The sequence below is a fragment of the Streptomyces stoeckheimensis genome (genome assembly GCF_045822005.1).
GTDB lineage: Bacteria > Actinomycetota > Actinomycetes > Streptomycetales > Streptomycetaceae > Streptomyces > Streptomyces stoeckheimensis.
The window spans coordinates 1,627,287-1,646,805 of the sequence record NZ_CP169550.1; the positions used below are offsets into that span (position 1 = coordinate 1,627,287).

The 19,519-nt window shown below is 72.2% G+C and carries 20 protein-coding genes; 14 read left to right on the forward strand and 6 right to left on the reverse strand.

Annotated elements, in window-relative coordinates; genetic code table 11:
* Nucleotides 1-200 precede the first annotated feature (200 nt).
* Both ACE1OC_RS07705 and ACE1OC_RS07710 read left to right on the forward strand, forming a co-directional pair.
* Nucleotides 201-1,784: a PKD domain-containing protein gene (locus ACE1OC_RS07705; protein ID WP_407836356.1), complete on the forward strand. Its 1,584-nt coding sequence runs from the start codon at nucleotides 201-203 to the stop codon at nucleotides 1,782-1,784.
* Between the two features lie 146 nt (nucleotides 1,785-1,930).
* A complete protein-coding gene (locus tag ACE1OC_RS07710) occupies nucleotides 1,931-3,136 on the forward strand; it encodes a saccharopine dehydrogenase family protein (protein WP_407836357.1) in 1,206 nt (401 codons plus the stop codon).
* 10 nt (nucleotides 3,137-3,146) lie between these two features.
* On the opposite strand, the gene ACE1OC_RS07715 is transcribed toward ACE1OC_RS07710, so the two are convergent.
* The gene (locus ACE1OC_RS07715) at nucleotides 3,147-3,827 is read right to left on the reverse strand and encodes an endonuclease V (RefSeq protein ID WP_407836358.1); all 681 of its coding nucleotides are present in this window, start codon (nucleotides 3,825-3,827) and stop codon (nucleotides 3,147-3,149) included.
* Nucleotides 3,828-3,853: 26 nt separating this feature from the next.
* Here ACE1OC_RS07715 and ACE1OC_RS07720 point away from each other — a divergent pair, with 26 nt between their 5' ends.
* From ACE1OC_RS07720 to ACE1OC_RS07730, 3 genes are all read left to right on the forward strand, one after another.
* On the forward strand, nucleotides 3,854-4,153 hold the full coding sequence (locus ACE1OC_RS07720; protein ID WP_407836359.1) for a YciI family protein: 300 nt from the start codon (nucleotides 3,854-3,856) through the stop codon (nucleotides 4,151-4,153).
* Between the two features lie 278 nt (nucleotides 4,154-4,431).
* The gene (locus ACE1OC_RS07725; RefSeq protein ID WP_250740819.1) at nucleotides 4,432-4,848 is read left to right on the forward strand and encodes an SsgA family sporulation/cell division regulator; all 417 of its coding nucleotides are present in this window, start codon (nucleotides 4,432-4,434) and stop codon (nucleotides 4,846-4,848) included.
* A gap of 195 nt (nucleotides 4,849-5,043) precedes the next feature.
* Complete coding sequence (locus tag ACE1OC_RS07730) at nucleotides 5,044-6,678, forward strand: ABC-F family ATP-binding cassette domain-containing protein (protein WP_407836360.1); 1,635 nt, start codon at nucleotides 5,044-5,046, stop codon at nucleotides 6,676-6,678.
* On the opposite strand, the gene ACE1OC_RS07735 is transcribed toward ACE1OC_RS07730, so the two are convergent.
* Nucleotides 6,675-7,142 (reverse strand): ATP-binding protein, encoded by a 468-nt coding sequence (locus ACE1OC_RS07735; RefSeq protein ID WP_407836361.1) that lies wholly within the window; start codon nucleotides 7,140-7,142, stop codon nucleotides 6,675-6,677. The genes ACE1OC_RS07730 and ACE1OC_RS07735 overlap by 4 nt on opposite strands.
* Before the next feature lie 212 nt (nucleotides 7,143-7,354).
* Here ACE1OC_RS07735 and ACE1OC_RS07740 point away from each other — a divergent pair, with 212 nt between their 5' ends.
* The 6 genes from ACE1OC_RS07740 (at nucleotide 7,355) to ACE1OC_RS07765 (ending at nucleotide 11,962) form a co-directional block, all read left to right on the forward strand.
* Nucleotides 7,355-8,206 (forward strand): helix-turn-helix domain-containing protein, encoded by an 852-nt coding sequence (locus ACE1OC_RS07740; RefSeq protein ID WP_407836362.1) that lies wholly within the window; start codon nucleotides 7,355-7,357, stop codon nucleotides 8,204-8,206.
* Nucleotides 8,207-8,273: 67 nt separating this feature from the next.
* Nucleotides 8,274-8,522 carry a hypothetical protein gene (locus ACE1OC_RS07745; protein ID WP_407836363.1) on the forward strand — a complete coding sequence of 83 codons (249 nt, stop codon included), beginning with the start codon at nucleotides 8,274-8,276 and terminating at the stop codon, nucleotides 8,520-8,522.
* Between the two features lie 166 nt (nucleotides 8,523-8,688).
* Entirely contained in the window at nucleotides 8,689-9,660 is a 972-nt protein-coding gene (locus ACE1OC_RS07750) for an acyl-ACP desaturase (protein ID WP_407836364.1), read from the forward strand.
* 160 nt (nucleotides 9,661-9,820) lie between these two features.
* Nucleotides 9,821-10,132 carry a hypothetical protein gene (locus ACE1OC_RS07755; RefSeq protein ID WP_407836365.1) on the forward strand — a complete coding sequence of 104 codons (312 nt, stop codon included), beginning with the start codon at nucleotides 9,821-9,823 and terminating at the stop codon, nucleotides 10,130-10,132.
* On the forward strand, nucleotides 10,125-11,267 hold the full coding sequence (locus ACE1OC_RS07760; RefSeq protein ID WP_407836366.1) for a WXG100 family type VII secretion target: 1,143 nt from the start codon (nucleotides 10,125-10,127) through the stop codon (nucleotides 11,265-11,267). The genes ACE1OC_RS07755 and ACE1OC_RS07760 overlap by 8 nt, the downstream gene beginning before the upstream one ends.
* Entirely contained in the window at nucleotides 11,264-11,962 is a 699-nt protein-coding gene (locus ACE1OC_RS07765) for a hypothetical protein (RefSeq protein ID WP_407836367.1), read from the forward strand. Before ACE1OC_RS07760 ends, ACE1OC_RS07765 begins: the two co-directional genes overlap by 4 nt.
* A gap of 43 nt (nucleotides 11,963-12,005) precedes the next feature.
* On the opposite strand, the gene ACE1OC_RS07770 is transcribed toward ACE1OC_RS07765, so the two are convergent.
* Nucleotides 12,006-12,260: a WhiB family transcriptional regulator gene (locus ACE1OC_RS07770; RefSeq protein ID WP_382973104.1), complete on the reverse strand. Its 255-nt coding sequence runs from the start codon at nucleotides 12,258-12,260 to the stop codon at nucleotides 12,006-12,008.
* Nucleotides 12,261-12,360: 100 nt separating this feature from the next.
* On the opposite strand from ACE1OC_RS07770, the gene ACE1OC_RS07775 reads away from it, so the two are divergent.
* Entirely contained in the window at nucleotides 12,361-13,095 is a 735-nt protein-coding gene (locus tag ACE1OC_RS07775; RefSeq protein ID WP_407836368.1) for a TetR/AcrR family transcriptional regulator, read from the forward strand.
* Here ACE1OC_RS07775 and ACE1OC_RS07780 read toward each other — a convergent pair.
* Complete coding sequence (locus ACE1OC_RS07780; protein WP_407836369.1) at nucleotides 13,058-14,551, reverse strand: DHA2 family efflux MFS transporter permease subunit; 1,494 nt, start codon at nucleotides 14,549-14,551, stop codon at nucleotides 13,058-13,060. The two genes, ACE1OC_RS07775 and ACE1OC_RS07780, sit on opposite strands and share 38 nt — an antisense overlap.
* Nucleotides 14,548-15,441 carry an alpha/beta fold hydrolase gene (locus ACE1OC_RS07785; RefSeq protein ID WP_407836370.1) on the reverse strand — a complete coding sequence of 298 codons (894 nt, stop codon included), beginning with the start codon at nucleotides 15,439-15,441 and terminating at the stop codon, nucleotides 14,548-14,550. The genes ACE1OC_RS07780 and ACE1OC_RS07785 overlap by 4 nt, the downstream gene beginning before the upstream one ends.
* 350 nt (nucleotides 15,442-15,791) lie before the next feature.
* Between ACE1OC_RS07785 and ACE1OC_RS07790 the strand changes: the two genes are divergently transcribed.
* Complete coding sequence (locus ACE1OC_RS07790; protein WP_407836371.1) at nucleotides 15,792-17,261, forward strand: S41 family peptidase; 1,470 nt, start codon at nucleotides 15,792-15,794, stop codon at nucleotides 17,259-17,261.
* Nucleotides 17,262-17,278: 17 nt separating this feature from the next.
* Here ACE1OC_RS07790 and ligD read toward each other — a convergent pair whose 3' ends face one another.
* Nucleotides 17,279-18,298: a non-homologous end-joining DNA ligase gene (gene ligD / locus ACE1OC_RS07795; RefSeq protein ID WP_407836372.1), complete on the reverse strand. Its 1,020-nt coding sequence runs from the start codon at nucleotides 18,296-18,298 to the stop codon at nucleotides 17,279-17,281.
* 75 nt (nucleotides 18,299-18,373) lie between these two features.
* On the opposite strand from ligD, the gene ACE1OC_RS07800 reads away from it, so the two are divergent.
* The gene (locus ACE1OC_RS07800; protein ID WP_407836373.1) at nucleotides 18,374-19,444 is read left to right on the forward strand and encodes an ATP-dependent DNA ligase; all 1,071 of its coding nucleotides are present in this window, start codon (nucleotides 18,374-18,376) and stop codon (nucleotides 19,442-19,444) included.
* The last annotated feature ends 75 nt before the right edge of the window (nucleotides 19,445-19,519 follow it).

Here is a 19,519-nt window from a genome sequence, read left to right on the forward strand (position 1 = left end):
TCCCGGCAACGGACGGCCAGGTGAAGGCAACGGAACGGCAACGGAAAGACCCCCGTCTCAGGCCGGTCGGCGGGCTCTGTAGCCTGAGCGCTCTTTCAGCCCTGATCAGGGCTCACTGACATTTCGGAGGCTCGGTGTCATATCGCCGACTCGCTGCATCCGCAGCCGTTTTCGCAGCGGGCATTTCCCTCGTACCGGGCATGGCTCAGGCAGCCGGGCCGGCCAACGGCGGCGTCCAGGGCATCAGCACTCCGGACCTGGTCCAGGACGTCCTGGAGGACGCGCCCAAGTCCACGAGCCCCGCCGGGCAGTCGACCCTGCGGACCGCCCCGGCCACCAAGAGCGCGCCGACGGCCACGACGCTGTCCGCGACCGCCGAGGGCAACCCGGACCTCACGGTGGGACTGACCGCGACCCCCCTCAGCGCGCACGCGATCGAGCTGAAGAGCGAGATCACCAGTGAGACCACGCCGCTCACCGTGGTCATCGACTACGGCGACCAGCAGTCGACGGTCGTCCAGGCCTCCGGCAGCCAGACCCTGACCGAGCAGCACACCTACACCGAGCTCGGCACGTACACGGTCAAGGTGACCGTGACGGACAGCACCAACAACGTGGTGGCCTCCAACCAGTTGTCCGTCACGACCCATGGCTCGGACTACACCCCGTACGGCCCGAAGCGCCTGCTGGACACCCGTAACGGCACCGGTGCGGTCGCGGGCAAGGTCGCCCGGTACACCTCCGCACAGGTGAAGATCGGCGGCAACGGCACCATCCCCACCGGCGTGACCGCCGTGGTCCTCAACGTCACCGTCACGAACACCACGAGCGGCGGCCACGTCACCGCCTTCGCCGGCGGCACCACGCGTCCGACCACGTCGAACGTCAACTTCGCACCCGGCCAGACCGTCCCGAACCTGGTCATCGTGCCCGTCGGCGCCGACGGCTACGTCAACCTCTACAACGGCGGCTGGGAATCGGTCGACCTGATCGCCGACGTCACCGGCTACTTCACCCAGTCCGCCTCCAGCGGCTACACCGCGCTGGCCCCGGCCCGCTTCGTCGACACCCGCATGGCCCTCGGCGCCCCCAAGGGCCAGGTCCCCGGCTACGGGATCTTCAGCACCCAGATCACCGGCCTCCGCCAGGTGCCCGCCTCCGGGGTCACCGCCGTGGCCCTCAACGTCACGGTCACCAACCCGAGGAGCGACGGCCACCTGACCGTCTTCCCGAGCGGGCAGCAGGTGCCGACCGCGTCCAACGTGAACTTCACGACGGGCCAGACCATAGCCAACTCGGTGATCGTCCCGGTCGGCCCCGACGGCAAGATCAGCATCCGCAACGGCGGCTGGAACCCGGCCGACGTCATCGTCGACGTCGTCGGCTACTACAGCCCGCAGAGCAAGGGCTCCTACCTGCCCTTCGAACAGCCTGCGCGTTTCGTCGACACCCGTGACCCCGATGACGACGTGTACGGACCCCTGGCCGGCCGCGACTACATCCACGCGCCGCTGTCCGCACCGGGTTACGGCGTCACGGGCTTCGTGCTGAACGCCACGGTGACCAACCCCAAGGACAGCGGCTTCCTCGCGGTCAGCCCCGAGCCGAGCACGGGCGAGCCCGTGGCGCCCACCTCCTCGACCCTGAACTGGACGCCCGGCAAGACCGTCCCGAACCTGGTCCAGACGAGCACCGGCGAGACGGGCATCGTCAACTTCTGGAACCAGAGCGACGGAGACATCGACCTCATCCTCGACGTCTTCGGCATGTACCAGGAGGACTGACCCACGAGGCCGAGCACCCGCCCGGCCGCCCGTACAGCGCCCCGGGAACGGCCGTCGCAGGCCGCCCCCGGGGCGCTGTCCGTCGCACGGCGGCCACGCGCTAGCCTCAGCCACCACCGAAAGCGACACCGTCTGGGAGGCTCCCGATGAACGCAGCTGTCCGGCACGAACCGCGCACCGCGGAACGGGAGTACGACCTCGTGCTCTTCGGCGCGACCGGGTTCGTGGGGGCGCTGACCGCCGAGTACCTCGCGGCGCACGCCCCCGCGGACTGCCGCTGGGCCCTCGCGGGGCGCGACCTCGCGAAGCTGGAGCGGCTGCGCGAGCGGCTGACCGCCCTCGACCCGCGCTGCGCGGACCTGCCGCTGCTGCGCGCGGACGCCCAGGACGCCGCGGCGACCCGCGAACTGGCCGCCTCCACCCGGGTGCTGGCCACGACCGTGGGGCCGTACGTCTGGTACGGGGCTCCGCTGGTGGCCGCCTGCGCCGCGGCGGGAACCGACTACCTCGACCTGACCGGCGAGCCGGAGTTCGTGGACCGGATGTACGTCGAGCACGACGCGCGGGCGCGCGAGACCGGCGCCCGGATCGTGCACGCCTGCGGCTTCGACTCCATCCCGGCCGACCTCGGGGCGTACTTCACGGTCGGACAGCTGCCGGCCGGGGTCCCGCTGACCGTGGACGCGTTCCTGCGCTCCAACGCCCTGTTCTCGGGCGGCACCTTCACCACGGTGCTCACCGCGCTGGGCCGCGGACCGCAGAACCTGGCCGCCGCCCGCGCGCGCCGGATGCACGAGCCCCGGCTGCTGGGCCGGCGGGTGCGCGTGCCCGTGGGCGCACCGCGCTTCAGCCGGGAGACCGGCACCTGGGCCCTGCCGCTGCCCGTCCTGGACGTCCAGGTCGTGGCCCGGTCCGCGGCCGCGCTGGAGCGGTACGGCCCGGACTTCCGCTACCGGCACTACGCCTCCGTACGCCACCTGCCCGTCGCCGTGGGCGGTACGGCGGCGGTCGGCGGGGTGGCCGCCCTCGCGCAGATCCCGCCGGTGCGGCAGTGGCTGGCGAACCGCTGGGAGCCCGGCCAGGGCCCGGACGCGGAGCGGCGGGCGCGCAGCTGGTTCAGCGTGCGGTTCGTGGGCGAGGGCGGCGGCCGCCGGGTGTTCACCGAGGTCTCGGGCGGCGACCCGGGGTACGGGGAGACCGCGAAGATGTTCGCGGAGTCCGCGCTCTGCCTCGCCTACGACGCCCTGCCCGAGCTGTCCGGCCAGCTGACCACCGCCGTGGCGATGGGCGACGCCCTGCTGGACCGGCTCCGACACGCGGGCATCCGCTTCCGGGTGGCGGCCTCCGACTGAGGCTCCCGCCCTACGCGGTGGCTTCGCGCAGGGCCCGCCGGCACAGGGAGTCGGCGTGCCGGGTGGTCTCCGGGATCCGGAAGCGGGGGCTCAGCGCCAGGGCGTGCGCGCAGGCGTTGTCCAGGGAGACCCGGTGGCCCACCGAGACGTACACGGGCTTGATCCCGTCCTGCGTGCGCAGCGCCCGCCCGACGACCTCGCCGTCGGATGCGCGGAGCGGGGAGAGGTCCCCGCGCCGGTCGCCCGGTTCCTCGTACGTGAAGGTGAACGGGTTCTTCGCGACGCCGATGGCGGGCAGCCCGGTGACCACGCCGAGGTGGCAGGCGAGCCCGAAGCGGCGCGGGTGGGCCAGCCCGTAGCCGTCGCAGACGACCAGACCGGGCGTGACGGTCAGCGCCTCCAGCGCGGCGAGCACGGTCGGCAGCTCGCGGAAGGCGAGCAGTCCGGGTACGTAGGGGAAGCTGACGCGGCCGACGGAGGTGGCCTCCTCGACGACCCTCAGGGTGGCGGCGTCGAGGACGACGGCCGCGGCGGCCACCAGGTCGCGTTCGTCGTCGTAGGCCACGTCCACCCCCGCGATGAGCCCTTCGCCGGGCGGGGGTCCGGTTTCGGTCAGGACGACCCGCCCGCGCAGTTCGTCCTGTATCGCCTTGGCCCCGGCCTCGTCGGCGGGCATCTTCGCACTCGTCATAGTGGTGCGAGAGTAGCCTGGCGATCATGTTCGTCATGGAGCTCACCTACACCGCGCCCGTCGAAGCCGTCGAAGAAGAGATGGACGCGCACATCGCCTGGCTGGACGGCTACTACGCCGCCGGCATCTTCCTCGCCTCGGGTCGCAAGGTCCCGCGCGACGGGGGCGTGATCCTGGCCGGCGGGGTGTCCCGCGCGGAGATCGAGAAGATCGCGGCCGGGGATCCCTTCACGGTGGCGGGGGTCTGCTCGTACCGCATCACCGAGTTCCTCGCGACGAAGACCTCGGCGGACCTGGCGACGGTGCGGGAGAGCCCGGTGGTCTAGGCCGTCCCTTTCGGATGGTCCGCGGGCGGTCCGAAGGCTGCCTTGGGCCTGTGGAGTGAGCGGGAACCAGCCGTACTGCGGCCGCTCCGGGGCCTGCGGACAGACCCCGGAGGCCCGTGCCACCCGTCACCCTGTGCGATCACACAGGCGTGTTCAGGCCATTCGGTGACACAGCTCACTCCAGGTCGCGTGCACGGATTCGCCGCTTCACGCGTCTATCCCGTTGCCGGGCCCCCATCCCGCGGTCCGGCACGAGATCCGCCGCAAGGGAGCGAGCCTTGATCACTGTCATCGAGCAGGCCGTGCAGGCCCGACTGGTCGCCACCGCGCCGAAGGTCGACACCGTACCCGTCACGCTCTGCTACGACCGGTCGGATCCCTTCGCCGTCCGGATGGCCTTTCCCGCGCCCGCGACCCTGGAGGGCGTCGAGGTCTCGTGGACGTTCTCTCGGGAACTGCTGGAGTACGGGCTGGACCGCCCGTCCGGCTGCGGGGACGTGCGCGTGCGCCCGTACGACGCCGACCGGACCACCGTGGAGTTCCACGCCCCCGAGGGGGTCGCGATCGTGCTGATGGTGACGGCCGAGCTGCACCGCTTCCTGGAGCGGGCCTCGACGATCGTGCCGCCCGGCCTGGAGCACCTGTACCTCGACATGGACCAGAGCCTCGCCGAGCTGATGCGCGACTCCTGCTGACCCCTTGCTCGGATTCGTCTTAATTCGTTTGCCCGCGGCTCCGGCCGCGCCGTAGCTTCGTAGACGCCCCATCGCCGTCGAAACGGAGCAGGACGTTGTTCCTCTGAGGTCCGAGACACCGACCACCGCCCACACCCGCGGTCCCCTGTGTCTCCCCCGCGTTGCACTCACCACTCACGCAACCTGGAGGCCTCCATGAGTCCTGCTCCCACGTTCATCACCTGCTCCGACCTGTCCTTCGACTGGCCCGACGGAACCCCCGTCTTCGAGGGGTTCCAGCTGGCCGTCGGCCCCGGCCGTACCGGCCTGATCGGACGCAACGGCTGCGGCAAGTCCACGCTGCTCAAGCTCATCGCCGGGGAACTGACCCCGAGCGAAGGCCAGTTGGCCGTCGCCGGCACCGTCGGCCAGCTTCCGCAGACCGTCACCTTCGACACCTCCCTGCGGGTGGACGAGGCGCTCGGCGTCCGCACCACCCGGGCCGCCCTGCACGCCATCGAGGCGGGCGAGGCGACCGAGGCCAACTTCGCGGCCGTCGGCGACGACTGGGACGTGGAGGAACGGGCCCTCGCCACGCTCGACCAGCTCGGTCTCGGCCGGATCGGGCTGGACCGCACCACCGGCGAACTGTCGGGCGGGGAGTGCGTGCTGCTCCGGCTGGCCGCCCTGCTGCTGAGCCGTCCGGACGTCCTGCTGCTGGACGAGCCCACCAACAACCTCGACCTGCGGGCCCGGCGCCGGCTGTACGCGGCCGTCGAATCCTGGTCCGGGGTGCTGCTCCTGGTCAGCCACGATCGGGAACTGCTGGACCGGGTCGACCAGATCGCCGACCTGCGCGACGGCGAACTCCGCTGGTACGGCGGAAACTTCACGGACTACGAGGAGATGCTCGCGGCCGAGCAGGAGGCGGCCGAGCGGATGGTCCGGGTCGCGGAGGGCGACGTACAGCGACAGAAGCGCGAACTGGCGCAGGCACACGCCAAACTGGCCCGGCGCAAGCGGTACGGCCAGAAGATGTTCGAGAACAAGCGCGAGCCGAAGATCGTCATGGGTGCCCGCAAGCGCGCGGCGCAGGAGTCGGCGGGCAAGCACCGCATCATGCACACCGAGAAGCTGGCCGAGGCGGAGGAACGCCTCGACCAGGCGGAGCTGGCGGTGCGCGACGACGCCGAGATCCGGATCAAACTGCCCGCCACCCAGGTCCCTCCGGGCCGCCGCGTGCTCACCCTGAGCGCACTGCACCCGGTCCACGGCGCCCCGGTCGCGGGCGAGTGGGAGCTGCGCGGTCCGGAGCGGATCGCACTGGTGGGAGCCAACGGCTCGGGCAAGACCACGCTGCTGCGCACGATCGCGGGGGAACTGGCCCCGCTGTCGGGCGAGTCGGTGACCCACGTCCCGGCCCGGTTCCTGCCGCAGCGGCTCGACGTGCTGGACGACGAGCGCTCGGTCGTGGAGAACGTGGCGCGGTTCGCCCCGCACGCGACGAACAACCTGATCCGGGCGCGGCTCGCGCACTTCCTGTTCCGGGGTGCGCGGGCGGACCGGCCGGCCCGCACCCTGTCGGGCGGCGAGCGGTTCCGGGCGACGCTGGCGGCGCTGCTGCTCGCGGAGCCGGCCCCGCAGCTGCTCATGCTGGACGAGCCGACGAACAACCTGGACCTGGCGAGCGTGCGGCAGTTGACCGATGCCCTGGATTCCTACGAAGGGGCGCTCGTGGTCGCGAGCCATGACGTGCCGTTCCTGGAGTCGATCGGCATCACGCGGTGGCTGCTGCTCGACGACGGGCTGCGGCCGACGACGGCCGAGGAGGTCCACCGGGACCTGCGCTAACGCGGCAAGGGCAGTAAGGCCCAGGACTTGGTGCCGCCCATCGGGGTGAGCACCGGGGTGAGTCCCCAGTCCCCGCCGCAGGCCTCGACCACCGCCGACAACAGCCACATCCCGCGGCTGCGCCGGCGCCGGCACTCCTCGCTCGCCTCGGGCGAGGAGTGCGCGGGGTGCTGGTCGAAGACGACGATCCGCAGCGCGTCGAACTGCCAGCGGACCTTGAGCACCATCTCCTTGTCGGGCGTGAACCGGTGGGCGCAGGCCACGAGTTCGGAGGCGGCCAAGGCCGCGTTGTCGCACAGGTCGGGCAGTCCGTGCCGGTCGAGCAGGGACCGCAGGGCGCTCCGGGCGCTGCCCGCGCAGTGGGCACCGCCCGGCAGGCCTATGGAGTAGCTCAGTTTCTCCGCCCCTGGCGGGGCCTGCCGGAACTCGTGGACCGACCGCAGGCCACGGAGAGTGCCCGTCATCGTGCTGCTCCAAGGTTCTGAGGTGCTGAATGCGCTGATGGCCGTGTGGTCATACAAGAGCTGGAGGTCGCCCCGTGTGAGACTTGCGCTACCGACCGTAGCGCAACGTGGTGCACAGTGCTACTACTTGTACGACCACTTGATGTTTTCTCATGTCATTTCCGGACTCGTGCGCACGCTCCCGCCTGCCTCGACCGGAGGAGAGGGGACCTGTGCCACCGAGGAGTACACCGACCGCACGCCAGCAGCGCCTGGGCTCCGAGCTGCGCAAACTCCGCGAGCAGTCGGGCATGACGGTGCAGCAGGCCGCGGCGCTCATGGGGGTGGACCGCACCAGGATCCCCAACATCGAATCCGGCCGGATCGCCATCGGCGCCGAGCGTGTCCGCACCCTCGCCTTCAACTACGACTGCCCCGACACGGGGCTGGTCGACCTACTCGCCTCCATGGCCCAGGAGCGCGAGAAGGGGTGGTGGGAGCAGCACCGGGGGATGCTGCCGCCCGCGCTCCTGGACATCTGCGAACTGGAGCACCACTCCGTCGCGTTGCACACCGCCGTGACCACGCACATACCCGGGCTGCTGCAGACCGAGGCGCACGCGCGGGCCGTTTTCGACACCGCCGACCCGCCGCTGCCCGAGCCCGACCTGCAGGCGCGGCTCGCCCTGCGGATGCATCGCCAGCAGGTGTTCTCCCGCGAGGCACCGCCGTTGTACGAGGCGGTGGTGCACGAGGCCGCGCTGCGGATGCAGTTCGGCGGTCCGAAGGTGGCCCGGGCGCAGCTCGAACACATACTGGAGCAGTCGGAGCGGGCGCGTACGACCGTGCGCGTCATTCCGTTCACCGCCGGCGGGTTCCCCGGAGCCGGCCAGTCCTTCACGTACGCGGCCGCCACGATCAGCGAGCTGGACACCGTGCAGCTCGACAGTTCGCACGGCTCGATGTTGCTGGATTCGCAGATGAAGCTGCTCCGCTACCGGGGCCTGCTGGAGCGGCTGCGCTCCCTGGCGCTGCCGGCCCGCGCGTCCCGCGATTTCATCCGCGCCATCGCACAGACCCTCTGACCGGGCCGACCGGCCGACCGGCTGACTGACCACCTGACCGGATCCGACGAGGAGACGAGAGAACGACATGGGCACGACGAGCACGACCCCGACCACCCCGCCCGCTCCGGCGACCCCGTCGGCGACGGCCGGCATCGCGTGGGACGAGGCATTCTGCAGCGAAGGGGCGAACTGTTTCCGCTTCGGCCGGGACGCCGAGGGGAAGGCGTACATCGGAACCACCGACTCCGCCGCCTACGTCACCGACTCGATCGATGCGCTCCGTGCGCTGATCTCGGCCGTCAAGGCAGGAGCAGCGGATCACCTCCTGGCGTGACTTTAGTCCCTTCAGGCCACTCCGCACCCCTCTCAAACTGCACAGATAACGGGATGTAACCAGACAGAGGCCCCCCTGGGGCTTGGCTGGTCTTGATGCCGCGCTTAACCTACGACTCCGTAGGCTACGGAACCGTAGGTAAGCCTCTTTGCACCCAGGAGTACCCGTGACGATCACCTCTCCCCACCTCGGCAGCTCGGAGGCGTGGACGGACGCCAAGCTGCTGTTCGCGCTGGAAGAGGTGGTCGAGAAGGAGCTCAACCGCCATCTGAAGGTCACCAAGGACTGGATGCCCCACGAGTACGTCCCGTGGAGCGACGGCCGCAACTTCCCCGGCTTCTTCGAGGACGGCGAAGCCTGGGACCCGCAGCAGTCGAAGGTCACCGAGATCGGCAAGATCGCGCTCGTCGTGAACCTGCTGACCGAGGACAACCTCCCCAGCTACCACCACGAGATCGCCTCGCTTTTCGGCCGCAACGGCGCCTGGGGCACCTGGGTGCACCGCTGGACCGCCGAGGAGGGCCGTCACGGCATCGTCATGCGCGACTACCTGCTGGCCTCGCGCGCCGTGGACCCGGACAAGCTCGAAGCATTCCGGATGCAGCACATGTCGGAGGGGTTCGAGTCCGACAACCGCCACTCGATGCTCCACTCCGTGGCGTACGTGGCCTTCCAGGAGCTCGCGACCCGCATCTCGCACCGCAACACCGGCCACCAGTCCGGTGACCCGGTCTGCGACCGCATGCTGGCCCGCATCGCGCAGGACGAGAACCTGCACATGGTCTTCTACCGCAACCTGCTGGGCGCGGCCTTCGAGATCGCCCCGGACCTGACGATGCAGGCCGTACGGGACGTCGTGGTCGACTTCCGGATGCCCGGACACGGGATGCCCGGCTTCGAGCGGATGGCCGCGCAGATGGCGATCGGCGGGGTCTACAACCTGCGGATCCACCACGACGACGTGCTGAGCCCCGTGATCCGCTTCCTGAAGATCATGGAGATCGACGGCCTCGGCCCCGACGGGCAGAAGGCCCAGGAGGAGCTGGGTCTCTTCATGGAGGGCCTGGACTCCGAGGCCCGCAAGTTCGACGAGCGGCTGGCCGCCCGCGCGGCACGCATCGCGGCCCGCAAGGCCTGATCCCACCGCGCGGTCGCGAGCCCTGATCCCACCGCGCGGCCGTACGGTCCGTTCGCACCGTCTGATCGCAGCACCCCCACCGACCTGACCGGTTTCCGCTCGCTCGGGCGGGTGACGACGATTGCCCTGGCAGAGCCCCGCTCTGCCAGGGTTTCGCGTCATGACCGCCATGACGCCGCTCCAGGTCGAGATCGACCAGCTGGCCCGCCTCACCAACGCCCTGGACACCTCGCTGGCCGCGCTGCGCGAGGCCCGGCGGGAGCTGGACCACGTACGGGCCGACCAACTGGGCACGGCGGACCTCGACGCGGCGTGCGACGGCTTCCAGGAGAGATGGGGCCACGGCACCAAGGAGCTCGCCGGCCGGATCAAGGCCGTGCGCGAGGGCGTGCGCCGCAGCGCCGCCGAGTACGCGGAGCTCGACGAGGCCATCCGCGCGGCCTTCCGGCAGGCGGCGACCGCCCGTGACTGACTCTCCGGCCGATTTCTCCGCGCTCGGCTTCGACCCGGCCCCGGGGAGCCCGGACGCGGTACGGGCCCTGGCGAAGAAGCTCCGCTCCTCGGCGGACCGCCTCGCGGAGACCTCCCGCGTCGTCGACGCCCTGGTCTCCCACAGCTCGGCCTGGCAGGGCGAGGCCGCCACCGCCTTCCGCGCCTCGCTGTCGCGGGAGCTCCCCCGTCACCTCCACGCGGCCCACACATCCCTGGCGGAGGCGGCGCGCGGGCTGACCGGCTGGCACGACACCCTGGCCGCGCACCGCACCCTGGCCTCCCGCTACGCCTCCCTGGCCGCTGCGGCCACCACCGAGGAGGCGCTCACCGACGCCCGCCTCCTGGCCCGTGAACTGGCCTCGGAGCACTCGGCGGCGGCCCGCAGGGTGGCCCGCACGCTGACCGCGACGGCGGAGCGGCTGGCGCCGAAGGAGCCCGGGATGCTGGAGTCGGTCTGGAACAAGATCGTCGAGGATCCGGCCGACGCCCTCTCGAACGCCGCGGCCATTCTGGGAGCCGCCGGTGCGGGCATCGCCCTCTTCTTCCCGCCGGCCGGGATGGCGGTCATGCTGGTCGCGGGCGGGCTCTCGCTGGCCGCCCTGACCGCGCACCTCGCGGACCCCGGCTTCCGCAAGCCGCTGACCGAGGGTTTCACCCGGGGCAAGTTCGACGCCGCGTTCTGGAAGAACGGCGTGACCCTGCTCGGCGACGGCCTCGGCGCCGTTCCGGGCGTGGCCGCGGTCGCCTCGGGCGCGCGGGCCGGTACGGTCGCGGCCCGCGCGGCCATGGCGGTCCCGGAGGCCGGCGCCCTGGCGGGCGTGTCCCCGGGCGCGGGTGCCTTCGCCCGTACGACGTGGAACACGGCGGACGAGCTGCGGAAGGTGGAGAGCCCGCTCGCGGCGTGGGCGCTGCGGTCGTCGACGCCCGAGGTCAGGGAGCGGGTGGGGGTGGCCGTGGCCACCACCGGAGCGGCCACGGCCGCCGCCGACTACACCGGTGACGACGCCGCCGTGGACCGCGGCTCCACGGCGGTGGACGGCACCCGCCTCGTCGTGGAGGACGGTCCGTCCACGGTCGCGAAGTCGGCCCGCCTCTGGACGCTGGTGCAGCCGTGACGCACCACGCCGTCCCGCCCGTCTGGTTCCGGCTGCCTCCCGGGTTCCACGACATCGGCCCCGAGGACCGGGGCGCCCTGCAGGAGGTCGCCGGAGCCCTGGAGGATCTGGTCGGCTTCGGCGACTGCACGCATGCGGCTGCCGGTACGGCTGCCGGAACCGGTGCGGGGTCGCAGCTCGCCCTGCTGATGGACCGCCTCGACGAGCTCGCCGGTCAGCCCGGCCTGCACCTGGTCCACACCGCGGTCGGCCTCCACCCCGAGGGGCGCGAGGCCGTCTCCACCTCGCTGTTCTCCCTCTCCGTCCGGCCCGCCGGAGAGCCCGGGTCCGCAACCGGCGCCGCGGCGGGTGTGGCGCGTACGGCACTGGCCCTCGCCCGGGCGGCACCCGGGAGCGGCTCGACGCGCGGCTTCGTCGAGCTGGCATCGGGCCTCCCGTGCGCCCTGGTCTGCGGGGTCGTCCCCGCCTCCGGCACCGACCGGGGGCTGTTCCGGGCCAGGGCCGTCACGGCCCATCCGGAGGGACGCCACCTGTTCCTGCTCGACCTCATCAGCACGGCCACCGAGCACGCCGGTGCGTACACCGCCATCCTGGAGGCGGTCGCGCACACGATCTCCTTCGCCGATCCCAGTCCCCGGACGCCCGGGCCGCCGGGCGGCGCCGGGACCTCGCGGATCCTGGAACTGCTGGGGTGACGCCGTCTGTCGGGGGCCGCGCGGCCGGGGCCCGTTCTTCGGGTCAGGGCCGGCGGCGCAGGGCCTGGCGCTCGGATTCGGACAGGCCGCCCCAGACGCCGAAGCGTTCGTCGTTGGTCAGTGCGTAGTCCAGGCAGGCCTTGCGGCCCTCGCAGGCCCCGCACAGCCGCTTCGCGTCGCGCAGCGAGGAGCCCGGTTCCGGGAAGAAGAAGCCCGGGCCCGTCTGGGCGCACAGGGCGAGCTCGTACCAGGCCGGGGCGGCAGTGGCGGTATCGGTAGCGGTGGTGTTCATCGACATGCCGCAGAGCCTGTCCGCCGGTGATGGACGTCCGATCAACGCCTGATCAACAGCTCAGAGTGAACGACCGTGCGTGCGATGACTTCGGTACCATGGCGGTATGGCAGACGGACGCGTGGAGCGCGGGAACCAGACCCGGCGGACCGTCCTGGAACGGACGATGAGCACCGCCTCGATGGACGGCCTGGAAGGGCTGTCCCTGGGGAAGATCGCCACGGAACTGGGACTGAGCAAGAGCGGCGTGTTCGCCCTCTTCGGGTCCAAGGAGGAGCTGCAGCTCGCCACCGTGCAGGCGGCCCGTGACGTCTTCGTCGAGGAGGTCGTGCGTCCCGTACGGGACGAGCCCGCCGGGATCGCCAAGGTGTGGCGGCTGTGCGAGAGCTGGCTCGACTACTCCGGCCGCCGGGTCTTCCCCGGCGGCTGCTTCTTCTACTCCGCCGCCGCCGAGTTCGATTCGCGCCCCGGGCCCGTCCACGACGAGATCGCCAAGACCCGCGCCGCCTGGACGCGGTACGTCGAGCGGCTGCTCGACGAGGCCCGGCTGGCGGGCGGGTTCCGTGATGCGGCCGCTGCCGACGCCGATGCGGTGGAACAGCTCGCCTTCGAGATCATGGCGATGATGGAGCTGGCCAACGCGCACTCCGTGCTGCACGAGGACACCACGGCCTACGACCGTGCCGCGCGGGGGATCCTCGCCCGGCTGCGCGCGGCGACGGCCGCCCCGGAGGAACTCCCGGAGCGGCCGCCCGTACTCGCGTTCCCGGTCGCCGGTTTCTCCGCCGGCGACGCACCGGCCGTCAGCCTCCCGGCCGCGTCGGCTTCCTCGGACCGCTGATCCGCATCGAGGCTCCGGCGACCGCCGCGGCGAGCGCGGAGAGCGCGATCAGCAAGAAGATCCCGTGCCAGTGCTCGCCGGGGTCGCCCCCGGTCAGCAGGGCCGCCGTACCGGCGACTCCGAGCGCCCCGCCGAGCTGGCGGGCCGTCATCAGCAGGCCGGTACCGGCCGCGAAGCGCTGCGGCGGGAGTCCGGCCGAGGCCGTGGTCGAGAGCGCGGTCAGCACGGCTCCGATGCCGAGACCTCCGAGGAGTGCGGCGGGCAGGAAGATCCGGGCGTACGAGGTGGACTCCCCGACCCACCCCCACAGCAGCAGGGCGTTGGCGGCGAAGAGCAGCGATCCGACGGTGACGGCGGCCCAGTGGAGGCGGTTGGGGACCCGGCGGCCCACGAAGAGCGAGCCGGCCATGGCGAGGACGGCGCCCGGTGTGACGCCGACGCCGGCTTGCAGGACCGAGTAGTCCCAGCGCTCGACGAGGTAGGACGGGCCCATCAGCAGCCACGCGTACATGGCGACGCCGAAGAGCAGGGCGCCGATGTTGGCGCGGGCGAACAGCGGATCGCGCCACAGGTCCCGGTCGACGGCGGGGGCGGGATGACTGCGCGAGCGGCGCAGTGCGAGGGTGCCCGCCAGGGTCCCGCCGATGACCAGGACGAGCACCGTGGGGTCGGTCCAGCCCCACTCGGTGCCCTGGGAGAGCCCGGCCACCACTCCCCCGATGCCGAAGGCGAGGGCCGTCGTACCGACGGGGTCGGGCAGCCGGCGGCCGGTGCGCGGCTCCTTGGGGAGGATGCGGGCCGCGGCCCAGCCGACGGCGAGGCCGAGCGGGACGTTGATGAGGAAGATCGCGCGCCAGTCCCACCACTCGACGAGCAGTCCGCCGATGCTCGGGCCGACGGCGGCGGCCAGTCCGCCCGCCGCGGACCAGGCCCCGAGGGCGGCGGCCCGGCGGGCGGGCGGCGTGTGGGCGAGTACGAGGCCCAGCGCGGCGGGGATCATCCCGGCGGCGGCCGCTCCCTGGAGGGCGCGGGCCAGGATGAGCAGCTCGGCGGTGGGGGCCGCGCTGGCGGCGAGCGAGGTCAGGGTGAAGGCGAGGATCGAGCCGAGGAACAGGGCCCGGCGGCCCAGGGTGTCCGCGAGCCGGCCGGCCGCGGCGAGCAAGGCCGCGAACAGGACGGCGTAGGCACTGACGACCCAGGTCAGGCGGGCCAGCGACACCTCGGGGAAGGCCCGGCGCAGGTCGGGGAAGGCGATGTTGACGACGGTGGCGTCGAGGAAGGCGAGAAAGGTGACGGCGCTGGCCAGCGCGAGCACCTGCCCGCCGCCGGGGCCGGAGGCGGGGGCGGGGGCGGGGCCAGGCACAGAAGTGGAGCCGGGCGCGGCGGCGGACGCCGGCGCGGAGCCCGAGGCGGCGACGGGCGCCGGCGCGCCGGGTTCGGGACGGGTGGAGGTCATCGGGTGGCTCCTGCGGTCTCGGCGGCCGGGCTCGCCGCAGGGGTCTGCGACGGGGATGCGTTCAGGAACTCGACGGCGGACGCGATGACTTCCGGGTCGAGGAGGATGCGGCGGTGGCCGAGTCCGCTCGTCTCGATCAGGCGGGCCCGCTCCCCGTAGGCCGCCGCGATGGCGCGGGACTGGGCGGGGGCCGCGGTGTCGTCGTCCGCGTCGTGCACGAGCAGGATCTCCGAGGGGATCTCCTCGGGGTGGTGGCACGCGTCGAAGCGGGGCCAGATGTCGGGCTCGCCCGGGAAGAGCCGGCGCTGGACGTGGCGCCGCATGGCGTCCTCGACGGCCTGGTTCACGCCCAGCAGCGCGCGGAACCGCTCGGCGAGGAAGTCGAAGTCGGCGATGGATCCGATCCCGACGATCCGGTCGGCCCGGATCCCGTCCCGCAGCGCGAAGAAGGTGGACACCACCCCGAAGGAGTGGGCCAGGACGGCCGAGAACTCCCCGTGCTGCGCCCGCAGTCGGCGGATGATCTCGCGCTGCCGGAGGATGGTGGTGGCCCGGCCGCCGGACGCGCCGTGACCGGGTGCGTCGAAGGAGACCACGGTCCGGCCCTCGGCCAGCAGCGCCTCGACGAACCCGGCGAAGCGCGAGGCGCGCGAGGTCCAGCCGTGCACGACGAGAACGGGCCGGTCGCCGTCGCCCCAGCGGTACGTGGTCACGGGTATCCCGTCCACGACGAGCCGCCCGGTCACGGCCCGGGCCATGACCTCGACCTCGCCCGGCTTCACCTTCGGCCGGCCGAGCGGCCGCACGAACAGCGCGAAGGCCACCCGCCCGACCGGGCCCGGGGCGACCCGGGCGGTGATGTTGAGGGTGGTGCTCAGGAGTGAAGCCATGGGGTGCATGCCCGGTTCTCCGGATCTCCTCAGAGTGGCCAGACGGCGCTGGCGGGTCAGGGTGGTGAAGAGATATTAGCACGATCGTTCGTGTTGTTATGGATGGGTCACGTCGGCCCTCTTCCTGTGCGGTCGCCCTCGCCGACGACGGTAGTCGACGTTGATCCACGGACCGGGCGAACTCCCCTCGCCATCAAGGACTTTGATGACCCGACCTCGCCGGGTGGCCGACCGGATGCGGGGGGGTAGCCCCACCCCGGGTCGGGTGGGCCGCCGGATGTCCCCGGCCCCCGGCCTCCGCGGATCCTGTGACGAGCCAAGGGGCTTCGGCAGCGAACGGGGACGGCACGATGACACGCACACGCACAGACACGGGCGCCCGCACGGGCACACGTACGGGCACTCACCGGCGCGCGGCCGCGGCGGCGCTGCTCCTCGCCCTCACGGTCGCCACCGCCGGCCCCGCCGCGGCCGCCACCACCGTCGGCCGCTCACCCGCCGGGCCGGTCGGGCCGGTCGGGCCGGTCGGGCCGGTCGGGATCTGGCGGCTCGACGGCTACGGCACCGTGCTCCGCGTGGAGTCCGGACGGCTCCAGGAGTACCAGGTCACCGGGATCAGCTGCCTGCCCGGCCCGAGCGCGCTGCGGGTGACGGACAACGGGAGCCCCGCGGCCTTCCGCTACGCCACCGAGGACGGCGAGGTCCTCACCGTGCGCCGCGGATCGGTGCACGTCGAAGGATCGGTCGGCGACCGGGCGACCCACCGCCTCGCCTCCTTGCCCGAGCGGTGCCGCGAGGCCCAGGAGCCCGGCCCCGCCGCGGATCCGGTCGCCACCTTCGACGTGTTCTGGCAGACGTTCGCGGAGAACTACCCCTTCTTCGCCGCCAAGGGCGTCGACTGGAACGCGGTGCGCGCGAGTCACCGCCCCCGCGTACACGCCGGCACCACCGAGGACGAACTCTTCTCCGTCTTCGAGGAGATGCTCGCCCCGCTGTACGACGCACACGTCCACCTCTCCGACGGCGGCGACCGGTTCTTCGGCGAGGTGCGCCCGGGCACCGCGATGCCGACCCTCGAACTGGAGACCCGCGTCAAGGCGTACATCCAGGAGGTGGACCTCGGCGGACGAGCCCCGCAAGAGTTCGCCCGGGGACGCATCTCCTACGCCGACCTGCCCGACGGCCGCGGCTACCTGCGCCTCTCCGGCTTCGGCGGCTACACCGAGAACGGTGACTTCGCCTCCGAGAGCGCCGAGCTCGACCGTGCCCTGGAGAGCGTCTTCACCGCCGAGCGCACCGCCCGCCTGCGCGGCCTCGTCATCGACCTGCGCATCAACGGCGGCGGCTCCGACGAGCTCGGCCTGCGCCTGGCCGCCCGGCTCACGGACCACCCGTACTTCGCCTACGCCAAGCGCGTGCGCAACGACCCCGACGACGCGACCCGGTTCACCCGCCCGCAGCCCCTGTACGTCCAGCCCGCGCGGGGCACCCGCTACACCGGACCGGTCGCCGTGCTCACCGGGGGCTCCACCATGAGCGCGGGCGAGACCTTCATCCAGGCCCTCCTGGAGCGCCCCGGCCGGACGGTGCGCATCGGCGAGCCTACCCAGGGGGTCTTCTCCGACGTACTCGGCCGCGCCCTCCCCAACGGCTGGGAACTCGGCCTGCCCAACGAACAGTTCCTCACTCGCACAGGGAAGACCTTCGACGGTCCGGGCATCCCGGTCGACGTCACCACCCCGGTATTCACGCAGGAGGAGTTCGACGCGCACCGCGACTCCGCCTTCACCGCCGCCCTGCGCCGTCTTCCCCGGACCTAGGAGGCCGGGAACCCCCGTCAGTCCTCGTGCTTCGCGCGGCTCGGCTGGACGCGCTTGGGCTCACCCGGCATCTTCGGGTAGTCCGGGGGGTACGGCATGTCGCCGAGGCCGTGGTCGCGTTCATGGCGGTCGGCCAGTTCCAGCGCGGCGTCCAGGGCGAAGGCGTGCTCGTCCATGTCGGCGTGCAGGTCGCCCAGTTCCGCGAAACGGGCCGGCATCGTGACGATGTCGAAATCGCGCGGCTCCGCCTCGTCCAGCTCCTCCCAGCGCAGCGGCGCGGAGACGGGGGCGTGCGGGCGCGGACGGATGGAGTACGCGGAGGCGATGGTGCGGTCGCGCGCCGTCTGGTTGTAGTCGACGAAGATCCGCTCGCCGCGCTCCTCCTTCCACCAGGCGGTGGTGACCTTCCCCGGCATCCGGCGCTCCAGGTCCCGGCCGATCGCGATGGCGCACCTGCGGACCTCTGTGAAGGTCCAGCGCGGCGCGATAGGCACGAACACGTGCAGCCCGCGGCCGCCCGAGGTCTTGGGCCAGCCGCGCAAACCCAACTCCTCCAGGAGTACGCGCAGTTCGTGGGCGACCGCGACCGCGTGGTGGTAGTCGGTGCCCGGCTGCGGGTCCAGGTCGATGCGCAGCTCGTCGGGACGGTCGGTGTCGTCCCGCCGGACCGGCCAGGGGTGGAAGGTGAGACAGCCCAGGTTGGCGGCCCACAGGACGGCGGCCGGCTCGGTCGGGCAGATCTCGTCGGCGGTGCGTCCGCTCGGGAAGGCGATGTGGGCGGTGGGGATCCAGTCGGGCAGGTTCTTCGGTGCCCGCTTCTGGAAGAAGGACTCGCCCTCCACCCCGTCCGGGAACCGCTCCAGGGTCGTGGGCCGGTTGCGCAGGGCGCGCGTGATCCCGTCCGCGACCGCGAGGTAGTAGGCGGCCACGTCCCCCTTGGTGAGGCCGCGCTCGGGAAAGTACACCTTGTCCGGGCTGGACAGCCGGACGGCCCGGCCGCCCGCCTCCAGCTCGATCGCTTTGCCCGCTGCACCCATGTGCGCCACGGTAGGCGGACCCGCGCGGCCCCGCACACCGAGCGGGTCCGGGCGTACCGCCCCAGAATCGGAGACATGGATCTGCCGGTCATGCCACCCGTGAAGCCGATGCTCGCCAAATCCGTGTCCACGATCCCCCCGGGCATGCAGTACGAGGCCAAGTGGGACGGCTTCCGCGCGATCGTCCACCGGGACGGGGACGAGATCGAGCTCGGCAGCCGCACCGGCAAGAGTCTGACCAGGTACTTTCCCGAACTGGTGGCGGCGCTGAAGGCGAATCTGCCCGATCGCTGCGTCGTCGACGGCGAGATCGTCGTCATCCAGGGCGCGCGCCTCGATTTCGACCGGCTCAGCGAGCGGATCCATCCCGCCGCCTCCCGGGTGAAACTGCTCGCCGAGACGACCCCGGCCTCGTTCGTGGCCTTCGATCTGCTCGCGCTCGGCGACGAGGCCCTCCTCGACACCCCGCTGGCCGACCGCCGCGCCGCCCTGACCCGCATCCTCTCCACCGCCCGGCCCCCCGTTCACCTCGCGCCCGCGACCACCGACCCCGCGCTCGCACGGGAGTGGTTCGAGCGGTTCGAGGGCGCCGGACTCGACGGGGTCGTCGCCAAACCCCTCGATCTCCCCTACCGGCCCGACGCCCGCCTCATGTTCAAGATCAAGCACGAGCGTACGGCCGACGTCGTCATCGCGGGTTTCCGTTTCCACAAGAGCGGTCCGATTGTCGGATCACTGCTCCTGGGCCTGTACGACGCCCACGGCACGCTCCAGCACGTGGGCGTCTGCGCCGCCTTCCCGATGAAGCGCCGCGCCGAGCTGATCGACGAGCTCGAACCGCTCCGGATGCCCGACCCCGCGGGCCACCCGTGGGCCGCATGGGCCGAGGAGTCCGCCCACGAGAGCGCCCGCCTGCCGGGGGCGCAGAGCCGCTGGACCGGAAAGAAGGACCTCTCCTGGGTACCGCTGCGCCCCGAGTGGGTCTGCGAGGTGGCCTACGACCACATGGAGGGCGACCGGTTCCGGCACACCGCACAGTTCCGCCGCATGCGGCCGGACCGGGAGCCGCGGAGTTGTACGTACGCCCAGCTGGAAGAGGTCGTCGGCTACGACCTCGCCGAGGTCCTGAGAACGAAGACGGCCTGAGGCACACTGCGCGGCCGAGCGGAGCGGGAGCCGCGCAGCGGGTGAATAATTCCTCGAAGGCAGCCGAACCCGCGT